Here is a 22,182-nt window from a genome sequence, read left to right as displayed (position 1 = left end):
TCGCGCGATGCCACAGTCCTGCGGGAGCTTACCGGGCGGGCGGGTGGCGGCCAACCCCTTTCGGCCGGACGCCACCCGCGCACCGGCTACCGGCGGCCGGCTCCCCCGGCGCGGCGGCCCGTCGGGCGGGCGCGCGCCGTCGTCGACTCGGTGCGGGCCAGCGCGACGATCGACCCGGCCAGCACGACCATGCCGAGCACGGTCGCCGCGCCGAGTCGCTCACCGAGCACCGCCACCGCCAGGACCGCCGCGCACAGCGGCTCGGTGAGCGTGACCACCGCCGCGGTCGCCGCCCGGACCGTGCCGGTGCCGGCGAAGTACAGCGGGTAGGCCACCGCCGTGGTCACCACCGCCACGTAGGCCAGCAGCAGCGCCGACTCACCCGGGTGGGTCGTGTGCGGCAGCGGGCCGGTCAGCCACGCCAGCGGCGCGAGCAGCACCGCCGCCACCGCGAACGACACCAGCGTCAGCGTGTACGCATCCGCCTGTCCCCGCCGCCCCAGGTCGCGGCCGATCAGGGTGGTCGCCGCGTAGCCGGCCGCCGAGACCAGCGCGAAGCCGATGCCGGGCACCGTCGCAGAGCCCGTGCCGTCCCCGACGACCAGCACGCTCAGGCCGGCCACGGCGCCGGCGACGGCCGCGGTCCCGGCGGCGCCGAGCCGCTCGGCCAGCAGCAGCCGGCCGCCGATCGCGGCCAGTACCGGTGCGGCGCCGAGGGTGACCACGGTGGCGACCGCGACGCCGGTGTGCGCCACCGCGGTGAAGTAGCCGGCCTGGAACACTGCCATCCCGGCGCCGGCCGCGACGAGCAGGCCGCTGCGCCGCCGGTGTCGGGTCGCGGCGGCACGCCAGGAACGGGGCGCCGGGCACGGTGGGCGGCCCGTACCGGCGAGCCGCCGGCGCCGTCGCGCGCTGCGCAGCGCCACCACCGGCGCGAGCGCCACGATCGCACCGACCAGCCGCCAGAACGACACGGCGACCGGCCCGGCGTCACCGAGCTGGAAGATCAGCGCCACCGCCACGCCGGTGGTACCCCAGCAGGTACCGGCGGCGGCGAGCGCTGCGATGCCACGGCCGGCGTGGGGCGCGGCGGAGGGTGAGGTGGGCAGCGTCGAGCGCCGCCCGGAGGTCAGGGACACGATGCGTTCTCCCGCACGTGAGAAGGGAAGTCTCAGCCAGGTGCGGGCAGCGACAGGCGGCGCAACCGACCGGGTCGGATGCGCGTCGGGACGGCCCGCGTCAGCGGGCGGGTGGCGACAGGATGCCGGAACGCATGCCGCCACCCTAACCGCCGTCGGTACCGACCACGGGAAAGGGCTGGACCGGTCCGCGGGTGCCGCCTAACGTCCGGCAGGCGGCACCGGCCATACCGGCCGGTGCCCGCAGCTCGCTTCCCCGGCACAGACAGGACACTTCGTCGAACGACCTGGGTCCCGTGCCAGGGAGAGGAAAGAAGGATGCCGATGACCGGGCGGATGCACGACGACCAGGTGGACCTGAGCGAGGCCACGGTGGCGGCGCTCGTTGCCGAGCAGTTCCCGCAGTGGGGTGCGCTGCCGGTGCGGCGGGTCGGCTCGCACGGCACGGTCAACGCCCTGTACCGGCTGGGTGAGGAGCTGGTGCTGCGGTTCCCGCTGCGGCCCGACGACGGCGCGGAACTGCGGGCCGAGCGCGACCACGCCCGGCTGCTCGGACCGCACCTGCCGCTGCCGGTACCCGAGACCGTCGCGATCGGTGGCCCCGGCGCCGGGTACCCGGGGCACTGGTCGGTGTGCCGGTGGCTGTCGGGTGCGACGGCCGACCGGCGGCCGGTCGCCGACCAGGAACGGCTCGCCGCCGACCTGGCTGGCTTCGTCGCCGCGTTGCGGGCGGTCGACACCGGTGGCCGGACCGGCACCAGCACCGGCCGCGGCTCGCCGCTGTCGAGCATGGACGGCGCCGTTCGGGGCGCGCTGCGCGAGTCGGCCGGGCTGGTCGACACCGATCGGCTCGCCCGGATCTGGGACGAGTGTCTCGCCGCCGGCCCGTACCGCGGGGCCGGTGTCTGGCTGCACGCCGACCTGATGCCGGGAAACCTGCTGCTGCGCGAGGGCATCCTGGTCGCGGTGCTGGATCTGGGCACGGTGCGGGTGGGTGACCCGGCCGTCGACCTGATGCCGGCATGGAACCTGTTCGACGCCGCGGCCCGCGACCGCTACCGGCGCGCGCTGGGCGTCGACGAGGGCACCTGGCGCCGCGGTCGCGGCTGGGCGCTGGTGCAGGCGATCGTCGCGCTGCCCTACTACGTGCACACCAACCCGACGATGGCCGACACCGCCCGCCGCACCCTGGCCGCGATGCTCGCCGAGTGACAGCGGGCGACTGTCCGGTTGCCGGCGCAGTCCGGCTGCCCGACGACAGTCCTGGGCGCAGGGCTGCCGGTGCCGGCGCGGCTGCGCACCGTGCCGGTCGGGGCCGAGCCGTCCCGGCGGCCCGGCCGGACGGTGGCGCCGGCCGGGCCGCCGGGACGGCGTGGGAAACTACCCGTGTCGATGGATGCCGCGCGCCAGCGCGGCCGAACCGGGGAGGTGAGACCCGTCAACGCTCGGTCCGACAGGGTGCCTCCGCGAGGCGCGGCAACGGCCCGGTGACCCCGGGCGGGCACCCGACCCGCCAGCCACCGGAAGGTCCGCATGCCCGTCTCACCACCATCCGATCTGATCGCCACCCTGCGCGCCGCCGGCTGCGTGTTCGCCGAGGAGGAGGCGCGGCTGCTGGGCGCCGCCGCCGGCAGCCGCAGCGAACTGGACGCCCTCGTCGCCCGGCGCGTCACCGGCGTACCGCTGGAGCAGGTGGTCGGCTTCGTCGAGTTCGCCGGCCGGCGGCTCGCGATCGAACCCGGCGTGTTCGTCCCGCGCCGCCGCACCGAACTGCTCGCCCGGCTCGCGGCCGAGGCCGCCCCGCCCGGTGGGACCCTGGTCGAGCTGTGCTGCGGGGCCGGCGCCGTGGCGGCCGTGGCCGCCGACGACCCGACCCTGTCGGTGCACGCCGCCGACATCGACCCGGCCGCCGTGGCCTGCGCCCGGCGCAACCTGCCGACCGGGCAGGTGTACCGCGGTGACCTGGACGCGGCGCTGCCGGCGGCGCTGCGCGGCCGGGTCGACGTGCTCGTGGCGAACGCGCCGTACGTGCCGTCGGACGAGATCGGACTGCTACCGGCGGAGGCGCGCGAGTACGAGCCGCTGGTCGCGCTGGACGGCGGGCCGGACGGGCTGTCGGTCCAGCGGCGCATCGCCGCCGCGGCGCCGCGCTGGCTGGTGCCGGGTGGGCGGCTGCTGATCGAGACCGGCGCGCACCAGGCGACCGGTACGGCCGCCGCCATGTCCGCCGTGGGCCTGGCCATCTCGGTGGTCACCGACCCGGAGCTGGCGGCGACCGTCGTCGTCGGCGTCCAGCCGCAGCCCGCGGGCGCGGCCTGATCTCGGCGCGGCGGCCACGTGGCCGCCGCGCCGGCGCAGAATGGGCGGGTGCCCGAGGGAGACACGGTGTGGCTGCACGCCCGGCAGCTGGACGCGGCGTTGCGCGGCCAGGTGCTGGACCGCACCGACTTCCGGTTGCCGGCGCTGGCCACCGCCGATCTCGCCGGCTGGCGGGTGCCGGAGGTACGCAGCCGCGGCAAGCATCTGCTGGTGCGGGCGGTCGCCCCGGACGGGCGGCGGGTGACGCTGCACTCGCACTTGCGGATGGACGGCACCTGGCGCATCTACCGGCCCGGGCAACGGTTCCACGGCGAGCCGGCACACACCATCCGAGTCGTGCTGGCCACGGCACGTTCGGTGGCGGTCGGCTACCGGCTGCACGACGTGGCGCTGGTACCCACGCGGGACGAGTCCCGGCTCGTCGGGCATCTCGGACCGGACCTGCTCGGCCCCGACTGGGACGCCGCGGCGGCGGCGCGCCGGCTCGCCGCGCGGCCCGACCGGCCGATCGGGGCGGCCCTGCTGGACCAGCGCAACCTGGCCGGGGTCGGCAACCTGTACCAGTGCGAGCTGCTGTTCCTGCGGGGCCTCTCGCCGTGGGCGCCGGTGTCGTCGGTGTCCGACCTGCCCGGGCTGGTCGAGCTGGCGCACCGGACGCTGACGGCCAACCGGGACCGCTGGGCGCAGAGCACCACCGGTTCGCTGCGCCGCGGCGAGACCACCTACGTGTACGGGCGGCGCGCCCTGCCGTGCCGCCGCTGTGGCACGCCGATCCGGCGCGACGGCACCGGCGACCGGGTCACCTACTGGTGCCCCCGCTGCCAGCCCGGCACGGCCCCCGGCTGACCCGGGCCGCTGGCGCGCCAGCACCGCGGGCGCCCGGCCCGGCACGGGCCCCGGAGTCCGGTGCGCCCGGGCCCGGCGGATCGGTCACGCCGGGGTGCGCCCGGCGGCGCGCAGGCCGACCAGCAGCACGAGGCCGACCAGCAGGTGCAGGCCGACCAGCGCGGCGACCGCGCCGCCGTCGGCGGCGCTGCCCACCGGCCCCGACAGGGACAGCAGCAGGACGATCCCGGCGAGCACCGTCCACACCGTGCGGGCCCGGGCGGTCAGCCGGTCCAGCAGCGCCCGCAGCCCCCACCCGGCGAGCCCGACGACCAGCGTGGCCACGACCACGGCGCCGGCCCCGACCCGCTGCCTGCCGGCCCCGACCGTGACGGTCAGATCGATCCCGGCGACCGGGCCGCACAGCGCCCAGCCGAGGACGGCCGCGACGACGGCCGCCGCCACGGTGAGCGCCCGCGCCCGGGTCGGGCGTGCGGTACTGGCCATGAGTTCCTCCTGGATGTTCGGCGCCGGGGGTGCCCGGCCGCGACCATCACCTTCCCGGCCGGTACCGGACCGCCGCATCGGCCGGCCGGCGCTGGCAGCGCCGTCTCCGGTCGGCGGGTACCGCGACTTTGGTCGGTGTCGGCCGACGCGCCGCCGGCGCTACGGTCACCGCGTGTACGACACGACCTGGCCGGACGAGTTGCCGGCGGCGCGGTGCGGCGTACCCGCCCTGATCGGTGCGGTGATCGTCACCGCGGCGATGGCGGGCCTCACCGCGGTGACGGTCTGGTCCCGGTTCGCCGCCGACTCGCCCGGCCTGCGCTTTTTCGACGTGACCGTCGGGGTGGTCGCGGTCGCCGCGGCGCCGCTGCTGCTGTGGCGACCGGTCGCGGCAGCCGTGCTGTTGACCGCGCTGGCCGCACTGTCTCCGGCGGCGACACCGGCCGCCTCGGCCGCGGTGCTGCTGGTGGCGCAGCGCCGCCGGACGCCGGTCGCCCTGGCGATCGCGCTCGGCGGTGTCGCGGCGCACGCGGTGCAGGGCGCGTGGCGGCCGCCCGGCGGCCTCACGTACGGGTGGTGGCTGGTGCTGATCGTCGCCGCCTACGCCGCTCTGTTCGGCTGGGGTGCGCTCGCCCGGGCCCGCCGGGCGCTGATCGGTTCGCTGCGGGAGCGGGCCCGCCGGGCCGAGGCCGAGCAGGGGCGCCGGGTCGCCGAGGCGCGTACCGCCGAACGTGCCCGGATCGCCGGCGAGATGCACGACGTGCTCGCCCACCGGCTGTCGCTGATCGCCACCTATGCCGGTGCGCTGGAGTACCGGCCGGATGCACCCGCCGAGCAGCGCGCGCACGCCGCCGGGGTGATCCGTACCGGGGTGCACCAGGCGCTGGACGAGCTGCGCGAGGTGATCTCGGTGCTGCGCGACGACGACCACCCGGACGCGCCGCCGCAACCCACCCTCGCCGACCTGGCCCGGCTGGTGCAGGAGTCGCGGACGGCGGGCATGCGGGTACGGCTGGCCGACCAGGTCAGCGACGCCGACGCGCTGCCGGCCGCGGCCGGGCGCACCGCGTACCGGGTGGTGCAGGAGGCGCTGACCAACGCCCGCAAGCACGCCGCCGGTACGCCCGTGGACGTCGCACTGAGCGGGGCACCGGGCGGGCGGCTGGTCATCGAGGTGACCAACCCGCTGCCGGCCACCCCGGCCCCGCCGGTACTGCCGGGCACCGGCACCGGGCTGATCGGCCTCACCGAGCGGGTCCGGCTCGCGGGCGGGGAACTGGACCACGGCGCGTCCGCCGGCCGGTTCCGGCTGCGGGCCTGGCTAGCATGGCCGGCGTGAACCCACCGGTACGGGTGTTGCTGGTCGACGACGACGCACTGGTCCGCGCCGGCCTGTCGATGATGCTCGACGGCGCGCGCGGTATCCGGGTGGTCGGCGAGGCCGCCGACGGCGACGAGGCGCCGGCGGCGGCCGACGCGCACTCCCCTGACGTGGTGCTGATGGACCTGCGGATGCCGCGGGTGGACGGCATCACCGCCACCCGCCGGCTGCGCGCCCGGTCGTCGCCGCCGCAGGTGATCGTGCTGACCACCTTCGACGCCGACGAGAACATCCTGCTGGCGCTGCGGGCCGGCGCCAGCGGTTTCCTGCTCAAGGACACCCCGCCGGAGCGCATCGTCGACGCGGTCTGCCGGGTCGCCGCCGGCGAGCCGATGCTGTCGCCGGGGGTGTTGCGCCGGCTGATGGACCGCGCCGCGCACCAGGCGTCCCGCTACGAGCGGGCGCGGGCGGCGGTGGCCGGGCTCAGCCAGCGCGAACGCGACGTCACGGTGGCGGTGACCCGGGGCCGCAGCAACGCGGAGATCGCCGCGGAGCTGTCGATGAGCGTCGCCACCGTCAAGGCGCACGTCTCGCACATCCTGACCAAGCTCGACCTGGACAACCGCACCCAGATCGCGCTGCTCGGCCACGACGCCGGGTTATGACCGCAGCTGGGTGTTGAGCCGGGCGGCCTGCCGGGTCAGGTGGTCGCGTTCGGGCACGGTGGACGCGGCGCGTGCCGCCTCGGCGTAGCAGCGGGCGGCGGCGGCCGGCTCACCGGCCCGCTCGTGCAGGTAGGCGGCGGCCGCCGAGTACCGGGGCAGGGCCTCGTCGAGTTCGGCCAGGGCGGCCAGCCCGGCCTGCGGGCCGTCTGCCTCGCCCACCGCGACGGCCCGGTTGAGCCGCACGATCGGGCTGCCGGTGAGCGCGACGAGCTCGTCGTACCACTCGACGATCTGCACCCAGTCGGTGTCGGCCGCGGTCGGCGCGTCGGCGTGCAGCGCCGCGATCGCCGCCTGGGCCTGGTACTCGCCGAGCCGGTCGCGGGCGAGCGCGGCCTGCAGCACGTCGATGCCCTCGGCGATCAGCCGGGTGTCCCACCGGCCGCGGTCCTGCTCGGCGAGCGGGATGAGCTGGCCGTCCGCGCCGGTACGGGCCGGGCGCCGCGCGTGGTGCAGCAGCATCAACGCGAGCAGCCCGGCCACCTCCTCGTGCGTGGTGCGCGCGGCCAACTGGCGGGTGAGCCGGATCGCCTCGGCGGCGAGGTCGACGTCGCCCGAGTACCCCTCGTTGAACACCAGGTACAGCACTCGCAGCACGGTGCCCAGGTCGCCGGGCTGATCGAACCGGACGCGCGACACGGTCCGCTTGGCCCGGCTGATGCGCTGCGCCATGGTCGCCTCCGGCACCAGGTATGCCTGGGCGATCTGCCGGGTGGTGAGCCCACCGACGGCGCGCAGGGTCAGCGCCACGGCCGACGCCGGGCTCAGCGACGGGTGGGCGCACAGGAAGTACAGCTGGAGCGTGTCGTCGCCCGCCGCGCCCGGCTCGGGCGCCGGTTCGTCGTCGACGCGTTCCTCGCGCCGGCGCCGGGCGGCGTCGGCGCGGGCCGCGTCGAGGAACTTGCGCCATGCCACGGTGACCAGCCACGCCTTCGGCTCCCGCGGTGGATGCCGCGGCCAGGCCCGTACCGCCTCGATCAGGGCCTCCTGCACCGCGTCCTCGGCCGTCGCGAAGTCTGCTCCGCGCCGGACGAGGACGGCGATGACCGCGGGGACCAGCTCCCGCAGCAGCGAGTCGTTCACTCGGTGGTGTCCGCGTGGTTGGCCAGGAACGGGCGCAGCTCCAGCCACTCGTGGATCGGCCTGCCGCCGGCGCCCGGCGCGGCGGACAGCTCACCGGCCAGTTGCACCGCCCGCTCGTAGCTGTCCACGTCGATCACCATCCAGCCGGCGACGAGGTCCTTGGTCTCGGCGAACGGGCCGTCGGTGACCGGCGGGCGGCCCTCGCCGTCGTAGCGCACGAACGTACCCTCCGGTGACAGCGCCACCCCTCCGACGTACTCGCCGTCGCGCTCCAGCCGCTTGGCGAAGTCGTCCATGTACTTGAGGTGCGCGGTGACCTCCTCGGGCGTCCACTGGTCCATCGGTACGTCGTTGACCGCCGCCGGCGCGCCCCGGTAGTGCTTGAGCAACAGGTACTTGGCCATCGTGTTCTCCTCGATCCGGTACGGCCTGCGTCGGCCGCGTTCACCCCAGGGACGAAGCCGGGTCCGCGTTCTCGACATCCACCGCAGACATTTTTCCGCCGGATGTTTCGCGCCGGTACCCGGGACGCGATAGACAGTGTCTACCGCCATCTGGTAGACACTGTCTATGGACACGACGGGCTCACTGCGAGACCGGTTGATCGACGCCGGCGTCGAGCTGGTGTGCACCGGCGGCGCGGAGTCGGTCGGGCTACGGGAGATCGCCCGCCGGGCCGGGGTCTCGCACGGCGCGCCCCGCCGCTACTTCCCGACCCACCGCTCGCTGCTCGCCGCGATCGCCCGCCGCGGCTTCACCGATCTGGCCGGCCGGATCGCCGCCGGCACCGACCGCGCCGCGCCCGCCCGGCAGCAGCTGGCCGCGGCGGCACACGCCTACGTCCGCTACGCCCGGGAGCGACCCGGCATGTTCGAGCTGATGTTCCGGCACGACCTGCTGCGCGGCGAGGCGAGTGCCACCGGCGCACCAGCGCTGCGGGAAACGAGCATGCCGCTGTTTCGCGGCCTGGTCGAGCTGATCGAGGCCTCCCGGCCGGCCCCCGCGACGCCCGCGCAGCTGGTCGCGATCGCGCTGTGGACCAACCTGCACGGCGTCGCCCAGCTCGGCCGCTGGGGCGCGGTCGGGCTGGCGCTGGGCGACGACGATCCCGACCACGCCGCCGCCCAGACCGACCGGCTGGTCGATGCGGTACTGGCCGCCCACCTGGGCCCCGAAGACCGGTGAACGGCAAGAAACCGGCCGGCCCGGGCGCCGGATCCCGCGCGCCGGTGCGCGGCACGAAGGCGGCCAACCGCGTCCCGGGATCCCGAGCACCGGTACGCGGGCAGGAACCCGCCGGGCCGAACACAGCGGACCGTGCCGCGGAACCAGCCGGCCGTGTCGCCGGGCCAGGGGCCGCGGCGCGCGGGGCGCTCGCGCGCTCGGCGGCGTTGGCGGCGAGCGTCGCGGGCGCGATGCTGGTCGCGCTGGACGGCACGCTGTTGCTGCTGGCGCAGCCGAGCCTGCAACGCGAGCTGCACGCCACGATGGCGCAGGTGCAGTGGACCGGCACCGGCTACCTGGTCGCGGTGGCGGCGTTGCTGGTGGTCGCCGGCCGGATCGGCGACCGGTACGGGCACCGGCGGCTGCTGGTGGTGGGGGTGCTGGGCTTCGGCGCGGCCTCCGCCGGCATCGCGCTGGCACCGGACATCGGTTGGGTGATCGGGCTGCGTGCCGCGCAGGGGGTGTTCGGCGCGCTGCTGCAGCCGGCCACGCTCGCGCTGCTGCGACTGCGGTACCCGCCGGAGCGGCTCGCCGGGCCGGTCGCGGTGCGCACCGCCGGCATCGGCCTCGCCGGCGCCGCCGGCCCCGTCCTGGGCGGCGTGCTGGTCGCGCAGCTCGGCTGGCGCAGCGTGTTCGTGCTGAACGTGCCGGTGGCGATCGCCATCGCCGCGGTCGCGCTGGCGATCCGGGTACCGGCGGCTCGTCGCGCGAGGTCGCGTACCGACCTGGGTGGCGCCGCGTTGCTCGCCGCGGTGCTGGCGCTCGGGGTGTACACGCTGGTCGGTGTGCCGCTGCACGGCTGGACCGGGGCGTCCACGGTGGCCGGCGCCGCCGGTACGGCCGCGGGGCTGGTGGCGCTGCTCGCGCACGAGCGTCGGGCCGCCGCACCGATCGTGCCCCGCAGTGTCGCTGCCGCCCGGCCGGTGACCGCGGCGATCGGTCTGCTGCTGGTCACCGCGGGCGGGTTGTTCGGGGCGCTGTTCGTCGCCACGTTCTGCCTGCAGGACGTGCTCGGCCTCGACCCGCTGCGGGCCGGCCTGCGGGTACTGCCGCTGACCGTACTGATGGTGCTCGGCGCGCCGCTGTCCAGCGCGGCGCTGCGCCGGTACGGGCCGCGGCGGGTGGCGGCGACCGGATCGGCGCTGGTGGTGCTGGCGCTGGCCGGGCTGGCCCGGTTCGTGCCGGCCGGCGCGGGCGTCGCGGTCGGCGGCACGCTGGCGGTGCTCGGCGCCGGGTTCGCCGCGGTGATGGTGACCGCCACCGGCACCGTGGTCGGCGACGCCCCGGCCGGGTATGCGGGGGTCGTCGGGGGGTTGAAGCAGACCGCGATGAACGTCGGACCCACCGTCGGCATCGCCGTCGCGGCGAGCATCATGCAGGCCGGCCGACCCACCGGGGCCGCACTGTCGGCCGCCGCCGCGGCCCCGGCGTTGCTTGCACTCGCCGCGCTCGCCGCGGTCGGTCTGCTGCCGGCCCTGCGGCTGCCGGGACGGCCCACCGGGGCATCATTGCGCTGACATCCGAACGGGAGGAACCGTGGCGCCGTACGACATCAAGCGTGACCACCGGCGGCTCTACGCGCCGCGCAACACCGGGTGGGAGATCGTGGACGTGCCCGCGCAGCGGTTCCTCGCCGTCGACGGCACCGGCGATCCGAACACCGCACCCGCCTACGCCAGGGCGGTCGAGGCGCTGTACGCGGTGGCGTACACGCTGAAGTTCGCCGCCAAGCGCACCGGGGACGACTTCGTCGTCGGCCCGCTGGAGGGGCTGTGGTGGGCCGACGATCCGCGGGTGTTCACCGCCCGCGACAAGGATTCCTGGAACTGGACGATGCTGATCAGCCTCCCCGCGCCGGTGACCGCCGAGCAGGTCGCGGGCGCGCGGGCCGCCGCGCTGGCGAAGAAGGGGAACCCGGCGATCGCCAGCGTGCGCGAGCTGGGCCTGCACGAGGGGCCCAGCGCGCAGGTGCTGCACGTCGGCTCGTACGACGACGAGACGCCGGTGCTGGCCGAGCTGCACGAGCACTACCTGCCCGCCCACGGACTGGTGCCGACCGGCCGGCACCACGAGATCTACCTCGGCGATCCGCGCCGTACCGCGCCGGAGAAGCTCCGGACCGTGCTGCGCCAGCCGGTCGGGGCCCGCGGCTGACCGACGCTACTCGGCCGCCGGAAACAGGATCGGGCTCAGCAGGTACCGGGTGCGGCCCGGTTCCGGCCGGTTGGCCAGCAGCGGCGCGATCGCCTGCTGCAGCTGGCCGATCAGCGCGGTCAGCTCGTCCGGGCCGAGCCACAGCGCGTGCTGCCGGTAGCCGACCAGGTCGGCCACCGGGTCGGCGGCCGGCCCGTCCAGGTAGCGGTCGAACTCGGCGATCAGCGCGGCCAGCGCGGCGGTGAAGGCCGCCCGGTGCTCGTCGGCCGACATCGACCGCAGGGTCTCGGCGTCGATCGCGGCCCGCTCCGGGCTCAGCCGGTACCGGCGTTCCACCGCGCCGCGGACCCGCCGCTCGTCGGCGACCTCCAGTACCCCGGCGGCGGCCATGACCTCGAGGTGCCGGTAGACGGTGGCCCTGGAGACGTCCGGGAGCTGCGCGGCCAGCTGTGCGGTGGTCAGGATCCGCGCGCCACGCAGCGCGTGCACCACGCGCAGTCGTACCGGGTGGGCCAGCAGTTCGAGGGTGTCCATGCCATCGATCTTATCCATGCTACCGTTCGCAAGTATGAGAAAGGATGGCCGATGACAGCTCCCGGCACGGTCGCCACCGCGGTGGTGACATGGGCCCGCGACGACGACTTCGCGCGCATCGCCGCCCGGTTCGCGGCACCACTGCGGGCCGCCGTCACCGCGGACGCGCTGCGGCTGGCCTGGCTCGCCCAGGTCGGCGCCCACGGCGCGGTTCGCAACCTCGGCGACCCGGTGGCAGAGCAGCCGGCCGCCGGGCTGGTGCGCGTTCGGGTGCCGGTGCACTGCGCGCGGGACTCGTTCGCCGTGGTGATGTCGGTCGACGACACCGGGTACCTGCACGGGCTGCGGCTGGCGCCCGCCGACGAGACGCCGTGGTCGCCACCGGAGTACGCCCGGCCGGAGCGGTTCGCCGAACGGCCGGTCACCCTGGCCGCCGGCCACGACGAACTGCCCGGCACCCTCAGCCTGCCGCGCGACGCCGCACCGACCCCGGCCGTGGTCCTGCTCCCCGGCGGCGGCCCGTTCGACCGGGACGCCACCAGCGGGCCGAACAAGCCGCTGAAGGACCTGGCCTGGGGGCTCGCCGACCGCGGCGTGGCGGTACTGCGCTTCGACAAGCTCACCCACCTCGATCCGGGCACCTGGCAGCGCCCCGGGTTCACCCTGGCCGACGAGTACCTGCCGGGCGCACTGGCCGCCGTCGACCTGCTGCGCCGCGAACCGTCCGTCGACCCGGACCGGGTCTTCCTGGTCGGGCACAGCATGGGCGCCACCGTCGCCCCGCGCATCGCGGCGGCCGGCGCGAGCGTGGCCGGGCTGGTGCTGCTCGCCGCCGAGGCGCAGCCGATGCAGCACTCCGCGGTCCGCGTCGCCCGCCACCTCGCCGCACTCGAACCGGGCCCCGCGGCCGATGCGACGGTCGCGACGATCGTCCAGCAGGCCGCGACGGTGGACAGCGCCGCGCTGACCGCCGACACCCCGGCCAGCGAGCTGCCGTTCGGCTTTCCCGGCTCGTACTGGCTGGACCGGCGCGGCTACGACCCGGTCGGCACCGCGGCCGGGCTCACGGTACCGATGCTCATCGCCCAGGGCGGTCGCGACTACCAGGTCACCGTCGCCGACGACCTGGCCCGCTGGCGTGAAGCCCTCGGTGCCCGCCCCCACGTGACGATCCGGGTGTACCCGGCGGACAACCACCTGTTCTTCCCCGGCACCGGACCGTCCGGCCCGGCCGACTACCTGGCCCCGCAGCACGTCGACCGGGCGCTGGTCGACGACCTCGCCGGATGGCTCACCGCCGACCGCTGAGGATCACAGGGCGAGCGCCGCGTCGATCGTGGCGTCCAGGTAGGCGAGGGTGTCCCGGCGCCGCGACAGCGGGTTGCGGTAGCCGCGGCGCCCCTCGGCGCCGCCGGTGCGCAGCGCCAGACTCTCGTCCAGGATCCGGTGCCAGCGCGGGTCGAACGACTCCCGCGCGTACCGGCCGGCACCGCACTTGGAGGTCATCTCGCCGGTCGCCAGCGTGTAGTGCAGCCGGCTGACCCCCAGCACCGTCCACACCGGATACCAACCGGTGAGCCCGACGGCGAACCGCACCGGGCCCGGACGACGGCCCTTGCGCCACGCGGGCCGCCAGTACGAGCGCAGGTTGTCGGCGGTGAACGCGCGCAACGCCGCCGGGTCGTGCCACACGTCCAGCTCGGCCGGTTGCCGACCGCGCACCGCGACACCGTGCCGGGCCAGCTCGCAGAACGTCACCGGATTGATCGCGAACCGGCCGGCCGGCGCGAACCGGCCGGACTGCCAGCACGGTACGCCGGGGCAGCCGTCCGGCCCGGCCGCGAGTTCGGCCTCGGTCAGGCAGCACCCGTCGAAGGACGGGCGTGACCGCTCGGCAACGACCCGCGCCTGCGCGCCGGCCAGCGCCGCGGTGTCCGCGTCGGTGCGCCGGGACAGCACGGCGACGAAGTCGATGTCGCTGGCGGTACTGAACGGGCCCCGACCGGCGCCGGTCGGGTGGAAGTCACCCAGCGCCACCGACCCGACCAGATAGAACCCGGTCACCAGGCCCGGCGCCGCGGCATCGACGGCGGCCAGGAACACCGACACCGCCTGCTGCACCTCGCCCGGCAGCCGCTCGTTCACCATGCGCGGCACGCTACCCGTCGCCCCGACGCGGCGACGGGGACGCTACTGGCCGGTGCGGCCGTCGATGCGTTCCCGGATCAGGTCGGCATGACCGGCGTGCCGGGCGTACTCCTCGACCATGTGCACCAGCACGTCGCGGATGCTCACCGTGTCGTCGTCGCCGAGCGGGACCTCGCGGCCCAGGTCTGCCTCGGCCAGCTCGTCGAGCCACGCGTCGGCGCGGGCGATCTGCTGCCGCCAGCTGGCGAACGCCTCGTCGACCACCGCCTGCTCGCCGATCGCACCGTTGAAGTCGGCGTCCCGGTCGTCGGCGGTGCGGTAGAGCCGCGGCTGCTCCGGATGGCCCTGCAGCACCCGCTGGAACCAGTGATGCTCCACGCTCGCCATGTGCCGGATCAACCCGAGCAGGCTCATCGTGCTCGGCTGCACCGAACGGCGGGCGAGCTGCTCGGCGTCCAGCCCGTCGCACTTCATCCCCAGCGTCAGCCGGTAGTTCGACAGATACCCCCGCAGCGTCGCCTTCTCCCCCACCGGGTTGCCGTAGTCGCGCGGATCCTCGGCACCCTCGGCCCACATGTCGCTCATGGCCAGAGCCTGCCCGGTGACGGTGCGTGGCCGCAAGCGGGTCGGGTCAGCGGGCCGCCGAGTCGCGCGGCCGGAACAGATAGTTGTTGGCGTGCACGCACACCGCCTCCACCGGCTGCCAACCGCGACGCCACGCGTACATCTGGTAGCCGCGCCCGGTCAGCCAGGCCGCGACCTCGTCCGCCGCGTAGTCGTACCGGGCCGTGTGCCGCGCCTCGATCTCGATCAGCATCGTCGGCCGGTACCGTTCGATCGCCTGCCGCCCACCGTGCAGCACGTGCAGCTCACCGCCCTCCACGTCGATCTTGAGGAAGTCCAGCCGGGTCAGGTGGCCGTCCGCGCACAGCCCGTCCAGCGTCTCCACCGGCACCGGCACGTCGACGTGGTACGGGTACTCGGCGTTGGAGCCGACCCCGTGGGTGTGCCAGTCCAGGAACGAGCGGCTGGTCGCCGGCCCCCGCTCGTCGAACGGCACCCGCATCGCCAGCCGCCCCGGCTCGGCGCCGATCGCCACCGCGTGGTGGCAGACGTTGCCACGCCGGCGCGCACCCAGTACCCGCGACCACACCGGATGCGAGAACGTCACCGGCTCGACGCTGTGCACCTGCCCGGTCGGCCCGGCCAGCTGCGACAACGCCTGGCTGTACAGCCCGGCCGCGGAACCGACGTCCACGCAGACGTCCCCGGGCCGGACCAGGCCGGGCAGCGTGTACAGCTCGGTGTCCAGGTACGGCGTCCAGCGGGCGAGCAGGTTGGCCACCGTGGCGGTCACGGTGGGCCGGTCGAGGCGGTACATTGGTCTCCTGACATCGGGATGATCGGGCCGGGTGTCGGCGGGCGTCCGGGCCGGGCGGAGCGCAGGTCACCGCGGCGGGTGCGGCACCGGTGCCGGTACCGGCCGGTTCGGCGAACGTGGCCGACGCTAGGCGCCGAGCCGGGGGCGCGTCATCGGTTCCGCGGCGTACGCCTCGCGGGCAGTCACCGCGGTGCCGGAGGTAGCCGCCGGGCCGATGCCCCGCCGCCGGCGCGCGCCGCACACTCGGCGCCGTGCGTACCTCGACGCTCCTCGCCCCGCACCGGACCCCACCGCGCGCCCAGACCAACCTGGTCCGAGCCATCGCCGCGGCCGGGCGGCACCCCGGGCAGCCGAGCCCGGCGGCGCCCGTCGACGTGTCGCCGCAGGCGGTACACGACTACCTCACCGGGTTGACCGAGCCGGTGCGGCGGCGACTCACCGCCCGCTTCCCCGCCGCGGTCGGCACCCTCGACGGCGCACCACCGGCCATGCGGTACGCGGCGAACCGGCGGCGGATGCGGCCCACCCGGTTCGGCGCCTGGAGCGGCCAGTACCTGCTGTTCGATCCGGCGCCGCCGGGCCGGGTCGCCCTGGTGTACGGCGACCTGCGCACCGCCGACCGGGTCGCCGTGCTGGTACCGGGCGCCGACACCCGGCTCGCCGACTTCGCCCGCGGGCTGGGCGGGCGCCGGCACCGGGCCCCCGCGGTCCAGGCGGTGAACCTCTACCGGGCCGCCGACGCGCTGCGCCCGAACCGGGTCTCGGTCGTCGCGTGGCTCGGCTACCGCACCCCACGCGGACCCGGGATCGACGTGGCTCGGCAGCAGCTCGCCGCCGCCGGCGCCACCGCCCTGACCCGGTTCGTCCGCGGCCTGACGGTGGTGGCGCCGCACGCGGCGCTCATGCTGCTGGGACACAGCTACGGCTCGGTGGTCATCGGGCTGGCCGCCGCCCGGCTGCCCGCGCAGGTCCGCGACGTCGCGGTGTTCGGATCCCCGGGAGTGGGCGTCGACACCGCCGCCGAACTGTTCGCCACGGCGCGGATCTGGGCCGCCTGCGCCCCCGGCGACTGGACCCGTTTCGTACCCGGGGTCCGCCGCTGGGGCTTCGGGCACGGCCGCCGCCCCACCGACCCGGCGTTCGGCGCCCGACCGTTCTGCACCGCCGGCGTCACCGACCACGACCACTACCTCGCCGCCGGTACCGGATCGCTCGCCGCCCTCGCCGCCATCCTGACCGCGTGAGCTGCCCGCACGACCGATCAGCCGGACCGGCAGATCCCGTCGAGGTCGGCCCGCGACAACACCATCGCGGCGATCTCCCGCCGGCCCTCGAAGGTGGCCCTGGCCAGGCGGTGGTAGCCGTCCAGGACCACCAGCCGGTCATGGTGCGCCACGGCGTGGATCGGGAAGTCGAGCTCGGCGGCGAGCACCCGGCGCAGGTGGTCGCCGAACCGGTCCGGCGCCGCGAGCACCTGCCGCGGCGTGACCTGGAAGCGGCGACCGTCGCGCTGCCACAGCGGCAGATCCAGCAGCCAGTCGAACTGCGCGACGGCCAGGCGCTGCACGGGCAGGCGCAGCTGCCACAGCAGGTCCAGCCGCCACCGCAGCATCGGCAACGCCGCCCGAACCATGGCGGGAGTATCCGCCACCAGCTCCTCCCAGGACACCCCTGGCGCGGCCCGATCGCTACTCACGACCCTCCCGTTCGACGCGGCTTGCCGGCCACACCGTAGTCCCGTGCGCTGGTTGCGGCTGGGGCTGGTCGGTCCAGGTCGGTCAGGTAGGCGTCGAGTCGGGCCGCACCGGTGAGCAGGTGGCGGCTGCGAGCGGTGATGCGCTCCTGCCAGGAGTCCAGGAAGGCGCGCAGCGGCGCCGCCCCACCGGCCTCCCGTAGCGACGCGAGGAAGCGGGCGACCTGGGGCAGCGGGTACCCGCCGCGGCGTAGCTGCCGCGCCACCTCGGCATCGCGCACGTCGTCCGGCCCGTACCGGCGGTAGCCGGTGGATCGGTCCCGGTCGGGCTGCAGGATGCCACCGGCCTCCCAGGTGCGCAGGGTCGCGGCATGTACACCGAGGCGCCGGGCCAGCTCACCGACCGTCAACGGCCGGCCGTGCAGCGAGACCGGTACGCCGTCGGACAGGGCAGTCAACGCGGTCGCCACCTCGGCGCGGGTGCCGCGTTCGGCGGCGAGTTCGGCGTGCGCGGCGTCGATCATCCGGTACGCGCAGTTGGCGTCGCCTCGGTTGACCGCACGCATGATCTCGACCGCGATCCGATGCCCGTGCCCGCGGCGGATCGCGAGGAACGCCCGCAGCGCCTGCGCGTGCAGCGGCGAGTATCGCCGGTATCCGGTCGCGGTGCGCTCGGTCGGCGGGAAGACGCCGGCGTCGTCGTAGTTGCGGACCGCCTGCGCGGACAGCCCGTGCTCGCGCGCCAGGTCAACCGGTCGCACCCCACACCCCCGTTTGAGGCTTGATGCGGATAATCCCTGCTCAGCTTCGAGAAAGTCTCACTCGAATCTTCAACGATACCGTCGAGGGTCGAGCCATCTGGAGGGGAGACTCATGGCCACCACCACCCTGGACGACCTCGCCCGGCCACTCGACGACCCGGCGAGCCTGGGCCTCGGCATCGACGCACTGCTCGCCGCGCGCAGCGCACCGCCGGGCATCTTCGCGCTCGGCGAACCCACCCACGGGATCGAGGCGTTCCCGCTGCTGCGCAACGAGCTGCTCGAACATCTCGCGGACCGCGGGTACCGGTCGATCGCGCTGGAGATCGACATGTTCGCCGCCTCGATCGTCGACGACTACGTCGACGGGGGCGCCGGGGATCTCGACACGGTGCTCGCGACCGGGTTCAGCCACGGTTTCGGCGCCGTACCCGGCAACCGCGAACTCGTCGAGTGGCTGCGCGCCCACAACAGCGGCCGGCCACCGCAGGACCGGATCCGCTTCCACGGCTTCGACGCGCCGACCGAGACCGCCGCCGCGCCGAGCCCGCGGCGCTGGCTGACCGTCGCCCGCGATCGGCTCCCGGCGGCGCTGCACCCCGAATCGGTAGGCGAGCTCGACGCGCTGCTCGGCGCCGACGAACAGTGGACCAACGAGGCGGTGATGTACGACCCGGCGGCGTCGATCGGCGACTCCGAGCGGGCCCGCGCGCTGCGCATCGTCGCCGACGACCTGATCAGCGCGCTGCAGCGGGCGGCTCCCGAGCTGGACCCCGCCGGGTACGACGAGGCCGTCGCGCACGCCCGCACCGCGCTGGGCCTGTTGCGGTACCACGCGGCGATGGCCCGCTCGGCGCCCGACCGGATCGGGATGCTGCTGAGCCTGCGGGCCGCGATGATGGCCGACAACCTGCTCGCGATCGTCGAGCAGGAGCAGCAGCGCGGCCCCACCCTGGTCTTCGCGCACAACACCCACCTGCAGCGCTCGACGTCCCGGCTGTCGTTCGGCGCCGAGGAGGCGCACTGGGCGAGCGCCGGCGCGCTCGTCGCCCGCACGCTGGGCGAGCGGTACCTGTTCGTCGCCGCCGACGCCGGCCCCGCCAGCGAGCCGGGAACGCTGCAGCGTGCGCTGGCCGACGCGACCACCCGCCGGGCACTGTTCCCGGCCGCGCGGTTGCGTGCCGCGCTGCCCGGCTCGACCGGTACCAGCGCCCCGATGGTGCCCGGTCACATCCCGCTGACCCCGGCCGACCTGCCCGGCGCCGACGCGGTCGTGTTCATCGCCGACACCGACGGCCGGCAGCACCGGTACTGGTAGCCGGCTCACCGCGCGCCGCCGTTCCCCCACCCGGCAGCCCCGGCACACCCGCGCCGGGTCGGGTACCGCAGCTGTACGGCCGCAGGGCGCAACGAGCCCAGCGCGCCGTGCCGTCCGGTGCCGGCGGGGAGCGATCATCCGGTTCCGGGCGGCATGGCCGGCTGTGTTCCCGCGCGAGGCAGCCGGCGACGACCACCCCGATGTCGTCGGCGAACCGGGGGCCGGAACTCCCGGCCCCCGGTTCGCCGAGACGAGGGTCAGCCGTCGAAGTCGGGTGACGGCAGGTAGCGGCCGGGCACCTGGGCCGGGCTCAGGATCGTGTGCTCACCCGGGTACGGCACCCGGTAGCCGTGCGCTTCGTACCAGGTGAAGTGGTCCATCTGCTCGGGGTTGGCGTAGTCGGGGATCGCCTTCGGGCCGGTCAGATGCTGCCGCTTCTGCCACGCCCGCCACTGCGCGGCCACCCGCTGCTCGCCCGCGGCCACCGACGGCTTCGCCGCCTGCGCCGGCGCCAGCGACGCGTACTTCGCCGCCACCGTGTCCGCGCCGCACGACGGCTGGGTGGACAGCCCGTAGGTCAGCGGGATCCGGTTGGGCACCGCGTGGAACGGGGTGTAGTCGGCGTGCCGGGTGAAGGCCCGACGCATCGGCGTGGCCGCGCTGTCCTTCTGGTTCATCGGCTGGATACCGAGGATCTGCTCGATCGTGCGGATCACGGTGATCTGCGTGTAGTAGTGGCTGTCGACCGTGCCGTGCTGCGCCCACGGGCTGATGACCTGTACCGGGCCGCGGGCCCCGTCGACGTGGTCGACACCGTTCTGGGTGTCGTCCTCCAGGACGAAGATCGCCGAGTCCTTCCAGTACCGGCTGTGCGAGATGTGGTCGACCATCTTCCCGACGGCCAGGTCGTTGTCGGCGACCTGCGCGATCGGGTTCGGCGGGCCGCCGGTGTGGTCGCTGGACAGCCAGAACATGTTCAGGTTGGCCGGCCCGTAGGTGTCGAAGTTGCGCTTCCAGATCTCGTAGCGGTACTGGTCCGGGATCGCCGTGTCGAACTTCGGGTAGGAGTGCACCGTCACGTCGTTCAGCGACGGGATCGGCGACGAGGTGTAGGTGGAGATACCGGTGTCCTGGCCGGTGGCGTCCATGTTCTTGGCGTCGCAGTAGAACTGCTGCCAGCTCGCGCCGGACGGGTTGGACTCGAACTGGTTGAACTCGCCGAAGTCGCGCACCGTGTTGCCGGCCGCCTGGGCACCCGTCCACAGGAACCCCGAGCGCTGGTGACCGAGGGCGTCGTCCTCGGTGTCGTAGCTGCGCTGGTACTCCCCGGCGCCGGACTCGGTGTACTCCGGGTTGTCGGCCTGCATCAGCCAGTTGTGCCCCTCGGCCGAGTTGGTGCCCACGTCGTAGGTGTTGTCGTAGAGCCCGAACTGGCGGGCCATGGCGTGCTGGTTGGGCGTCACGTCCTCGCCGAACTGCGCCAGCGCCGGATCACCGTTGCCGCGCGCGTCGTCGCCGAACACCTGATCGTAGGAGCGGTTCTCCTTGACGATCAGGAACACGTGCTTGATGGTCGAGGGGTCCCCCAGCCGCACCGGTACCGGCACCGGCCGGGCCTGCCGCCCGGTGCTGGTGCGCACCGAACTGCGGTCCCACCCGTTCTGGGCGAACACCTGCCGGGTGTAGCGGTACATCCGGGCGTCGTCGGGCAGCGAGAAGCGCAGCAGGCTGCCGGTCGAGTCGTGGGTGTTGTGGCCGGTCGCCGGCTGGGTGCCGGGGCCCTTGTCGATGGTGCGCTGCGGCCCCCGCTCGCCGATGCCGCGCAGGTTGGTGACCAGCACCTGCCCGCCGACCGTCGTCACGTTCTCCGGGAAGTAGTCGGTCGGCAGCAGGCCGAGGTAGCTGACCGGCTGCTTCGTGCCGGTGTACCGGTAGACCGCGAGAGCGTTCGCGCGGCCCAGCGTCACCAGCAGATGGCCGTCGGAGGTCAGGGTGACCCCGTCCGGTTCGTAGCCGACCTGCGCGGCCGGCCACGGCTGGGTGGTGATGGTCTGCACCACCTTGCCGATCGAGGTGTCGACCACCGACACTTCGTCGCTGCCGGTGTCGGTGACGAACAGCGCCCCGCGCGCGGCGTACAGGGCGGTGGGGTGCAGGCCGACCTCGATCGAGGAGACGCCGGCCGTCGGGTCCGACACGTCGATGAGGCTGAGTGTTCCGGTGGTGGCCGCCCCGGTGACCGGGTTGGCCGGCACCTGCGTGCCGTAGGAGTTGAGTGTGGTGTCGCCGTCTCGTGCCGGCCGTCCGCCCTCGTTGCTGACGTACAGCTGGTGCCCGACCAGGACCATGTCGCGCGGGGCGTTGCCCACCGCCCAGGTGTGTTCGATCGCCCCCGTCGCCGGGTCCATGGCCACCACGCGGTTCTGGCCGTTGACCGCGGCGTAGACGGTGCCGCCGTCGGCGGAGAACACCGCCTGTGCCGGTAGCGGGTGCTTGGACCCCTCGTTGGGGATCGTGACGAACGTCGGTGCCGCGAGGGTGCCGTCGGCCTGCACCGGGAACCGCTCGTAGCCGTTGATCTGCGGCATCCACAGCGTCGACCCGTCGGGAGAGTAGGTCGGCCCCTCCTGCCCGACGTTGTTGCTGCCGATGTGCAGGTCGGCCTCCGACGAGGTGCCCACCTGCTGGATGATCGTGTAGGTCTTGAGATCGACGATGGTCAGCGCGATCGACCGGTCGGTGGTCAGCGCCGCAAGGTAGCGTCCGTTCGGGCTGACCGTCGAGGACAACAGTTTGCCGTCGTCGACGAGCAGGCGCTTCCCGATCGGTTTGAGCGTCTGGTCGCTGGGCAGCACCGCACCGCGGTCGGTGGTGTCACCGACCCGGTGGGTTCCGAACGCGCGGGTGGAGGCGTACGCGCCGCCACCGGCAAGGACGAGGGAGAAGGCCAGGGCGCTGGCCGCGAGGATCCGGATGCGGCGACCGGGGAGTCGGCTGGCGAGCCCGAGGCGGGCTCTACCGGCAGGTCGCCGCCTGCGTGTGACGTGCATGAA

Annotated in this window: 22 protein-coding genes; 11 read left to right on the top strand and 11 right to left on the bottom strand. The window is 74.9% G+C overall.

Annotation, left to right across the window (positions count from 1 at the left end; genetic code table 11):
* Positions 1-86: 86 nt before the first annotated feature.
* The gene (locus Athai_RS14180) at positions 87-1,139 is read right to left on the bottom strand and encodes a DMT family transporter (protein ID WP_203961921.1); all 1,053 of its coding nucleotides are present in this window, start codon (positions 1,137-1,139) and stop codon (positions 87-89) included.
* A 324-nt stretch (positions 1,140-1,463) separates the two neighbouring features.
* Here Athai_RS14180 and Athai_RS14175 point away from each other — a divergent pair, with 324 nt between their 5' ends.
* From Athai_RS14175 to Athai_RS14165, 3 genes are all read left to right on the top strand, one after another.
* Positions 1,464-2,351, top strand: coding sequence for an aminoglycoside phosphotransferase family protein (locus Athai_RS14175; protein ID WP_239156924.1), 888 nt, complete (start codon positions 1,464-1,466; stop codon positions 2,349-2,351).
* 321 nt (positions 2,352-2,672) lie between these two features.
* Positions 2,673-3,458, top strand: coding sequence for a putative protein N(5)-glutamine methyltransferase (locus Athai_RS14170; protein ID WP_203961920.1), 786 nt, complete (start codon positions 2,673-2,675; stop codon positions 3,456-3,458).
* A gap of 48 nt (positions 3,459-3,506) precedes the next feature.
* Positions 3,507-4,304, top strand: a complete 798-nt coding sequence (locus Athai_RS14165; RefSeq protein WP_203961919.1) for an Fpg/Nei family DNA glycosylase — start codon at positions 3,507-3,509, stop codon at positions 4,302-4,304.
* A gap of 84 nt (positions 4,305-4,388) precedes the next feature.
* Here Athai_RS14165 and Athai_RS14160 read toward each other — a convergent pair whose 3' ends face one another.
* Entirely contained in the window at positions 4,389-4,790 is a 402-nt protein-coding gene (locus Athai_RS14160) for a DUF6069 family protein (protein WP_203961918.1), read from the bottom strand.
* A 172-nt stretch (positions 4,791-4,962) separates the two neighbouring features.
* Here Athai_RS14160 and Athai_RS14155 point away from each other — a divergent pair, with 172 nt between their 5' ends.
* Entirely contained in the window at positions 4,963-6,129 is a 1,167-nt protein-coding gene (locus tag Athai_RS14155) for a sensor histidine kinase (RefSeq protein ID WP_239156923.1), read from the top strand.
* Positions 6,117-6,776, top strand: coding sequence for a response regulator (locus Athai_RS14150; RefSeq protein ID WP_203961917.1), 660 nt, complete (start codon positions 6,117-6,119; stop codon positions 6,774-6,776). Before Athai_RS14155 ends, Athai_RS14150 begins: the two co-directional genes overlap by 13 nt.
* Here Athai_RS14150 and Athai_RS14145 read toward each other — a convergent pair.
* Together Athai_RS14145 and Athai_RS14140 are read right to left on the bottom strand one after the other, a co-directional pair.
* Positions 6,771-7,916, bottom strand: coding sequence for an RNA polymerase sigma factor (locus Athai_RS14145; protein ID WP_203961916.1), 1,146 nt, complete (start codon positions 7,914-7,916; stop codon positions 6,771-6,773). The two genes, Athai_RS14150 and Athai_RS14145, sit on opposite strands and share 6 nt — an antisense overlap.
* Positions 7,913-8,320: a YciI family protein gene (locus Athai_RS14140; protein WP_203961915.1), complete on the bottom strand. Its 408-nt coding sequence runs from the start codon at positions 8,318-8,320 to the stop codon at positions 7,913-7,915. The genes Athai_RS14145 and Athai_RS14140 overlap by 4 nt, the downstream gene beginning before the upstream one ends.
* A gap of 166 nt (positions 8,321-8,486) precedes the next feature.
* Between Athai_RS14140 and Athai_RS14135 the strand changes: the two genes are divergently transcribed.
* From Athai_RS14135 to Athai_RS14125, 3 genes are all read left to right on the top strand, one after another.
* Positions 8,487-9,101: a TetR/AcrR family transcriptional regulator gene (locus Athai_RS14135; RefSeq protein WP_203961914.1), complete on the top strand. Its 615-nt coding sequence runs from the start codon at positions 8,487-8,489 to the stop codon at positions 9,099-9,101.
* Between the two features lie 230 nt (positions 9,102-9,331).
* Positions 9,332-10,657: an MFS transporter gene (locus tag Athai_RS14130; protein ID WP_203961913.1), complete on the top strand. Its 1,326-nt coding sequence runs from the start codon at positions 9,332-9,334 to the stop codon at positions 10,655-10,657.
* 19 nt (positions 10,658-10,676) lie between these two features.
* Complete coding sequence (locus tag Athai_RS14125; RefSeq protein WP_239156922.1) at positions 10,677-11,294, top strand: GyrI-like domain-containing protein; 618 nt, start codon at positions 10,677-10,679, stop codon at positions 11,292-11,294.
* Between the two features lie 6 nt (positions 11,295-11,300).
* On the opposite strand, the gene Athai_RS14120 is transcribed toward Athai_RS14125, so the two are convergent.
* A complete protein-coding gene (locus tag Athai_RS14120) occupies positions 11,301-11,828 on the bottom strand; it encodes a helix-turn-helix domain-containing protein (protein ID WP_203961911.1) in 528 nt (175 codons plus the stop codon).
* A gap of 51 nt (positions 11,829-11,879) precedes the next feature.
* Here Athai_RS14120 and Athai_RS14115 point away from each other — a divergent pair, with 51 nt between their 5' ends.
* Complete coding sequence (locus Athai_RS14115; RefSeq protein WP_203961910.1) at positions 11,880-13,136, top strand: alpha/beta hydrolase family protein; 1,257 nt, start codon at positions 11,880-11,882, stop codon at positions 13,134-13,136.
* 3 nt (positions 13,137-13,139) lie between these two features.
* Here the strand turns inward: Athai_RS14115 and Athai_RS14110 are convergent, their stop codons facing one another.
* From Athai_RS14110 to Athai_RS14100, 3 genes are read right to left on the bottom strand one after another with little or no spacing between them, the layout of a single operon-like run.
* Positions 13,140-13,976 (bottom strand): aminoglycoside adenylyltransferase domain-containing protein, encoded by an 837-nt coding sequence (locus Athai_RS14110; protein WP_203961909.1) that lies wholly within the window; start codon positions 13,974-13,976, stop codon positions 13,140-13,142.
* A gap of 42 nt (positions 13,977-14,018) precedes the next feature.
* Positions 14,019-14,561 (bottom strand): DinB family protein, encoded by a 543-nt coding sequence (locus Athai_RS14105; protein WP_203961908.1) that lies wholly within the window; start codon positions 14,559-14,561, stop codon positions 14,019-14,021.
* A 46-nt stretch (positions 14,562-14,607) separates the two neighbouring features.
* On the bottom strand, positions 14,608-15,357 hold the full coding sequence (locus tag Athai_RS14100; protein ID WP_203961907.1) for an FkbM family methyltransferase: 750 nt from the start codon (positions 15,355-15,357) through the stop codon (positions 14,608-14,610).
* A gap of 251 nt (positions 15,358-15,608) precedes the next feature.
* On the opposite strand from Athai_RS14100, the gene Athai_RS14095 reads away from it, so the two are divergent.
* Complete coding sequence (locus tag Athai_RS14095; protein WP_203961906.1) at positions 15,609-16,601, top strand: alpha/beta hydrolase; 993 nt, start codon at positions 15,609-15,611, stop codon at positions 16,599-16,601.
* A gap of 17 nt (positions 16,602-16,618) precedes the next feature.
* On the opposite strand, the gene Athai_RS14090 is transcribed toward Athai_RS14095, so the two are convergent.
* Complete coding sequence (locus Athai_RS14090; RefSeq protein ID WP_203961905.1) at positions 16,619-17,053, bottom strand: hypothetical protein; 435 nt, start codon at positions 17,051-17,053, stop codon at positions 16,619-16,621.
* The gene (locus tag Athai_RS14085) at positions 17,050-17,811 is read right to left on the bottom strand and encodes a TioE family transcriptional regulator (RefSeq protein WP_203961904.1); all 762 of its coding nucleotides are present in this window, start codon (positions 17,809-17,811) and stop codon (positions 17,050-17,052) included. The genes Athai_RS14090 and Athai_RS14085 overlap by 4 nt, the downstream gene beginning before the upstream one ends.
* 112 nt (positions 17,812-17,923) lie before the next feature.
* Here Athai_RS14085 and Athai_RS14080 point away from each other — a divergent pair, with 112 nt between their 5' ends.
* Entirely contained in the window at positions 17,924-19,129 is a 1,206-nt protein-coding gene (locus Athai_RS14080; RefSeq protein WP_203961903.1) for an erythromycin esterase family protein, read from the top strand.
* A 257-nt stretch (positions 19,130-19,386) separates the two neighbouring features.
* Here Athai_RS14080 and Athai_RS14075 read toward each other — a convergent pair whose 3' ends face one another.
* The gene (locus Athai_RS14075; RefSeq protein WP_203961902.1) at positions 19,387-22,179 is read right to left on the bottom strand and encodes a bifunctional YncE family protein/alkaline phosphatase family protein; all 2,793 of its coding nucleotides are present in this window, start codon (positions 22,177-22,179) and stop codon (positions 19,387-19,389) included.
* Between the last annotated feature and the right edge of the window lie 3 nt (positions 22,180-22,182).

Source organism: Actinocatenispora thailandica (genome assembly GCF_016865425.1).
GTDB lineage: Bacteria > Actinomycetota > Actinomycetes > Mycobacteriales > Micromonosporaceae > Actinocatenispora > Actinocatenispora thailandica.
Note: the sequence above shows the minus strand (reverse complement) of the source record. Positions and strands in the feature narration are given on the sequence as shown.

What these genes read in the sequence shown, in the direction of transcription:
- Athai_RS14105 (WP_203961908.1), bottom strand. Translation starts at nt 14,561, where the DNA reads ATGAGCGACATGTGGGCCGAGGGTGCCGAGGATCCGCGCGACTACGGC.
- Athai_RS14175 (WP_239156924.1), top strand. Translation starts at nt 1,464, where the DNA reads ATGACCGGGCGGATGCACGACGACCAGGTGGACCTGAGCGAGGCCACG.
- Athai_RS14120 (WP_203961911.1), bottom strand. Translation starts at nt 11,828, where the DNA reads ATGGACACCCTCGAACTGCTGGCCCACCCGGTACGACTGCGCGTGGTG.
- Athai_RS14135 (WP_203961914.1), top strand. Translation starts at nt 8,487, where the DNA reads ATGGACACGACGGGCTCACTGCGAGACCGGTTGATCGACGCCGGCGTC.
- Athai_RS14130 (WP_203961913.1), top strand. Translation starts at nt 9,332, where the DNA reads ATGCTGGTCGCGCTGGACGGCACGCTGTTGCTGCTGGCGCAGCCGAGC.
- Athai_RS14110 (WP_203961909.1), bottom strand. Translation starts at nt 13,976, where the DNA reads ATGGTGAACGAGCGGCTGCCGGGCGAGGTGCAGCAGGCGGTGTCGGTG.
- Athai_RS14150 (WP_203961917.1), top strand. Translation starts at nt 6,117, where the DNA reads ATGGCCGGCGTGAACCCACCGGTACGGGTGTTGCTGGTCGACGACGAC.
- Athai_RS14160 (WP_203961918.1), bottom strand. Translation starts at nt 4,790, where the DNA reads ATGGCCAGTACCGCACGCCCGACCCGGGCGCGGGCGCTCACCGTGGCG.
- Athai_RS14075 (WP_203961902.1), bottom strand. Translation starts at nt 22,179, where the DNA reads ATGCACGTCACACGCAGGCGGCGACCTGCCGGTAGAGCCCGCCTCGGG.
- Athai_RS14140 (WP_203961915.1), bottom strand. Translation starts at nt 8,320, where the DNA reads ATGGCCAAGTACCTGTTGCTCAAGCACTACCGGGGCGCGCCGGCGGCG.
- Athai_RS14100 (WP_203961907.1), bottom strand. Translation starts at nt 15,357, where the DNA reads ATGTACCGCCTCGACCGGCCCACCGTGACCGCCACGGTGGCCAACCTG.
- Athai_RS14170 (WP_203961920.1), top strand. Translation starts at nt 2,673, where the DNA reads ATGCCCGTCTCACCACCATCCGATCTGATCGCCACCCTGCGCGCCGCC.
- Athai_RS14115 (WP_203961910.1), top strand. Translation starts at nt 11,880, where the DNA reads ATGACAGCTCCCGGCACGGTCGCCACCGCGGTGGTGACATGGGCCCGC.
- Athai_RS14080 (WP_203961903.1), top strand. Translation starts at nt 17,924, where the DNA reads ATGGCCACCACCACCCTGGACGACCTCGCCCGGCCACTCGACGACCCG.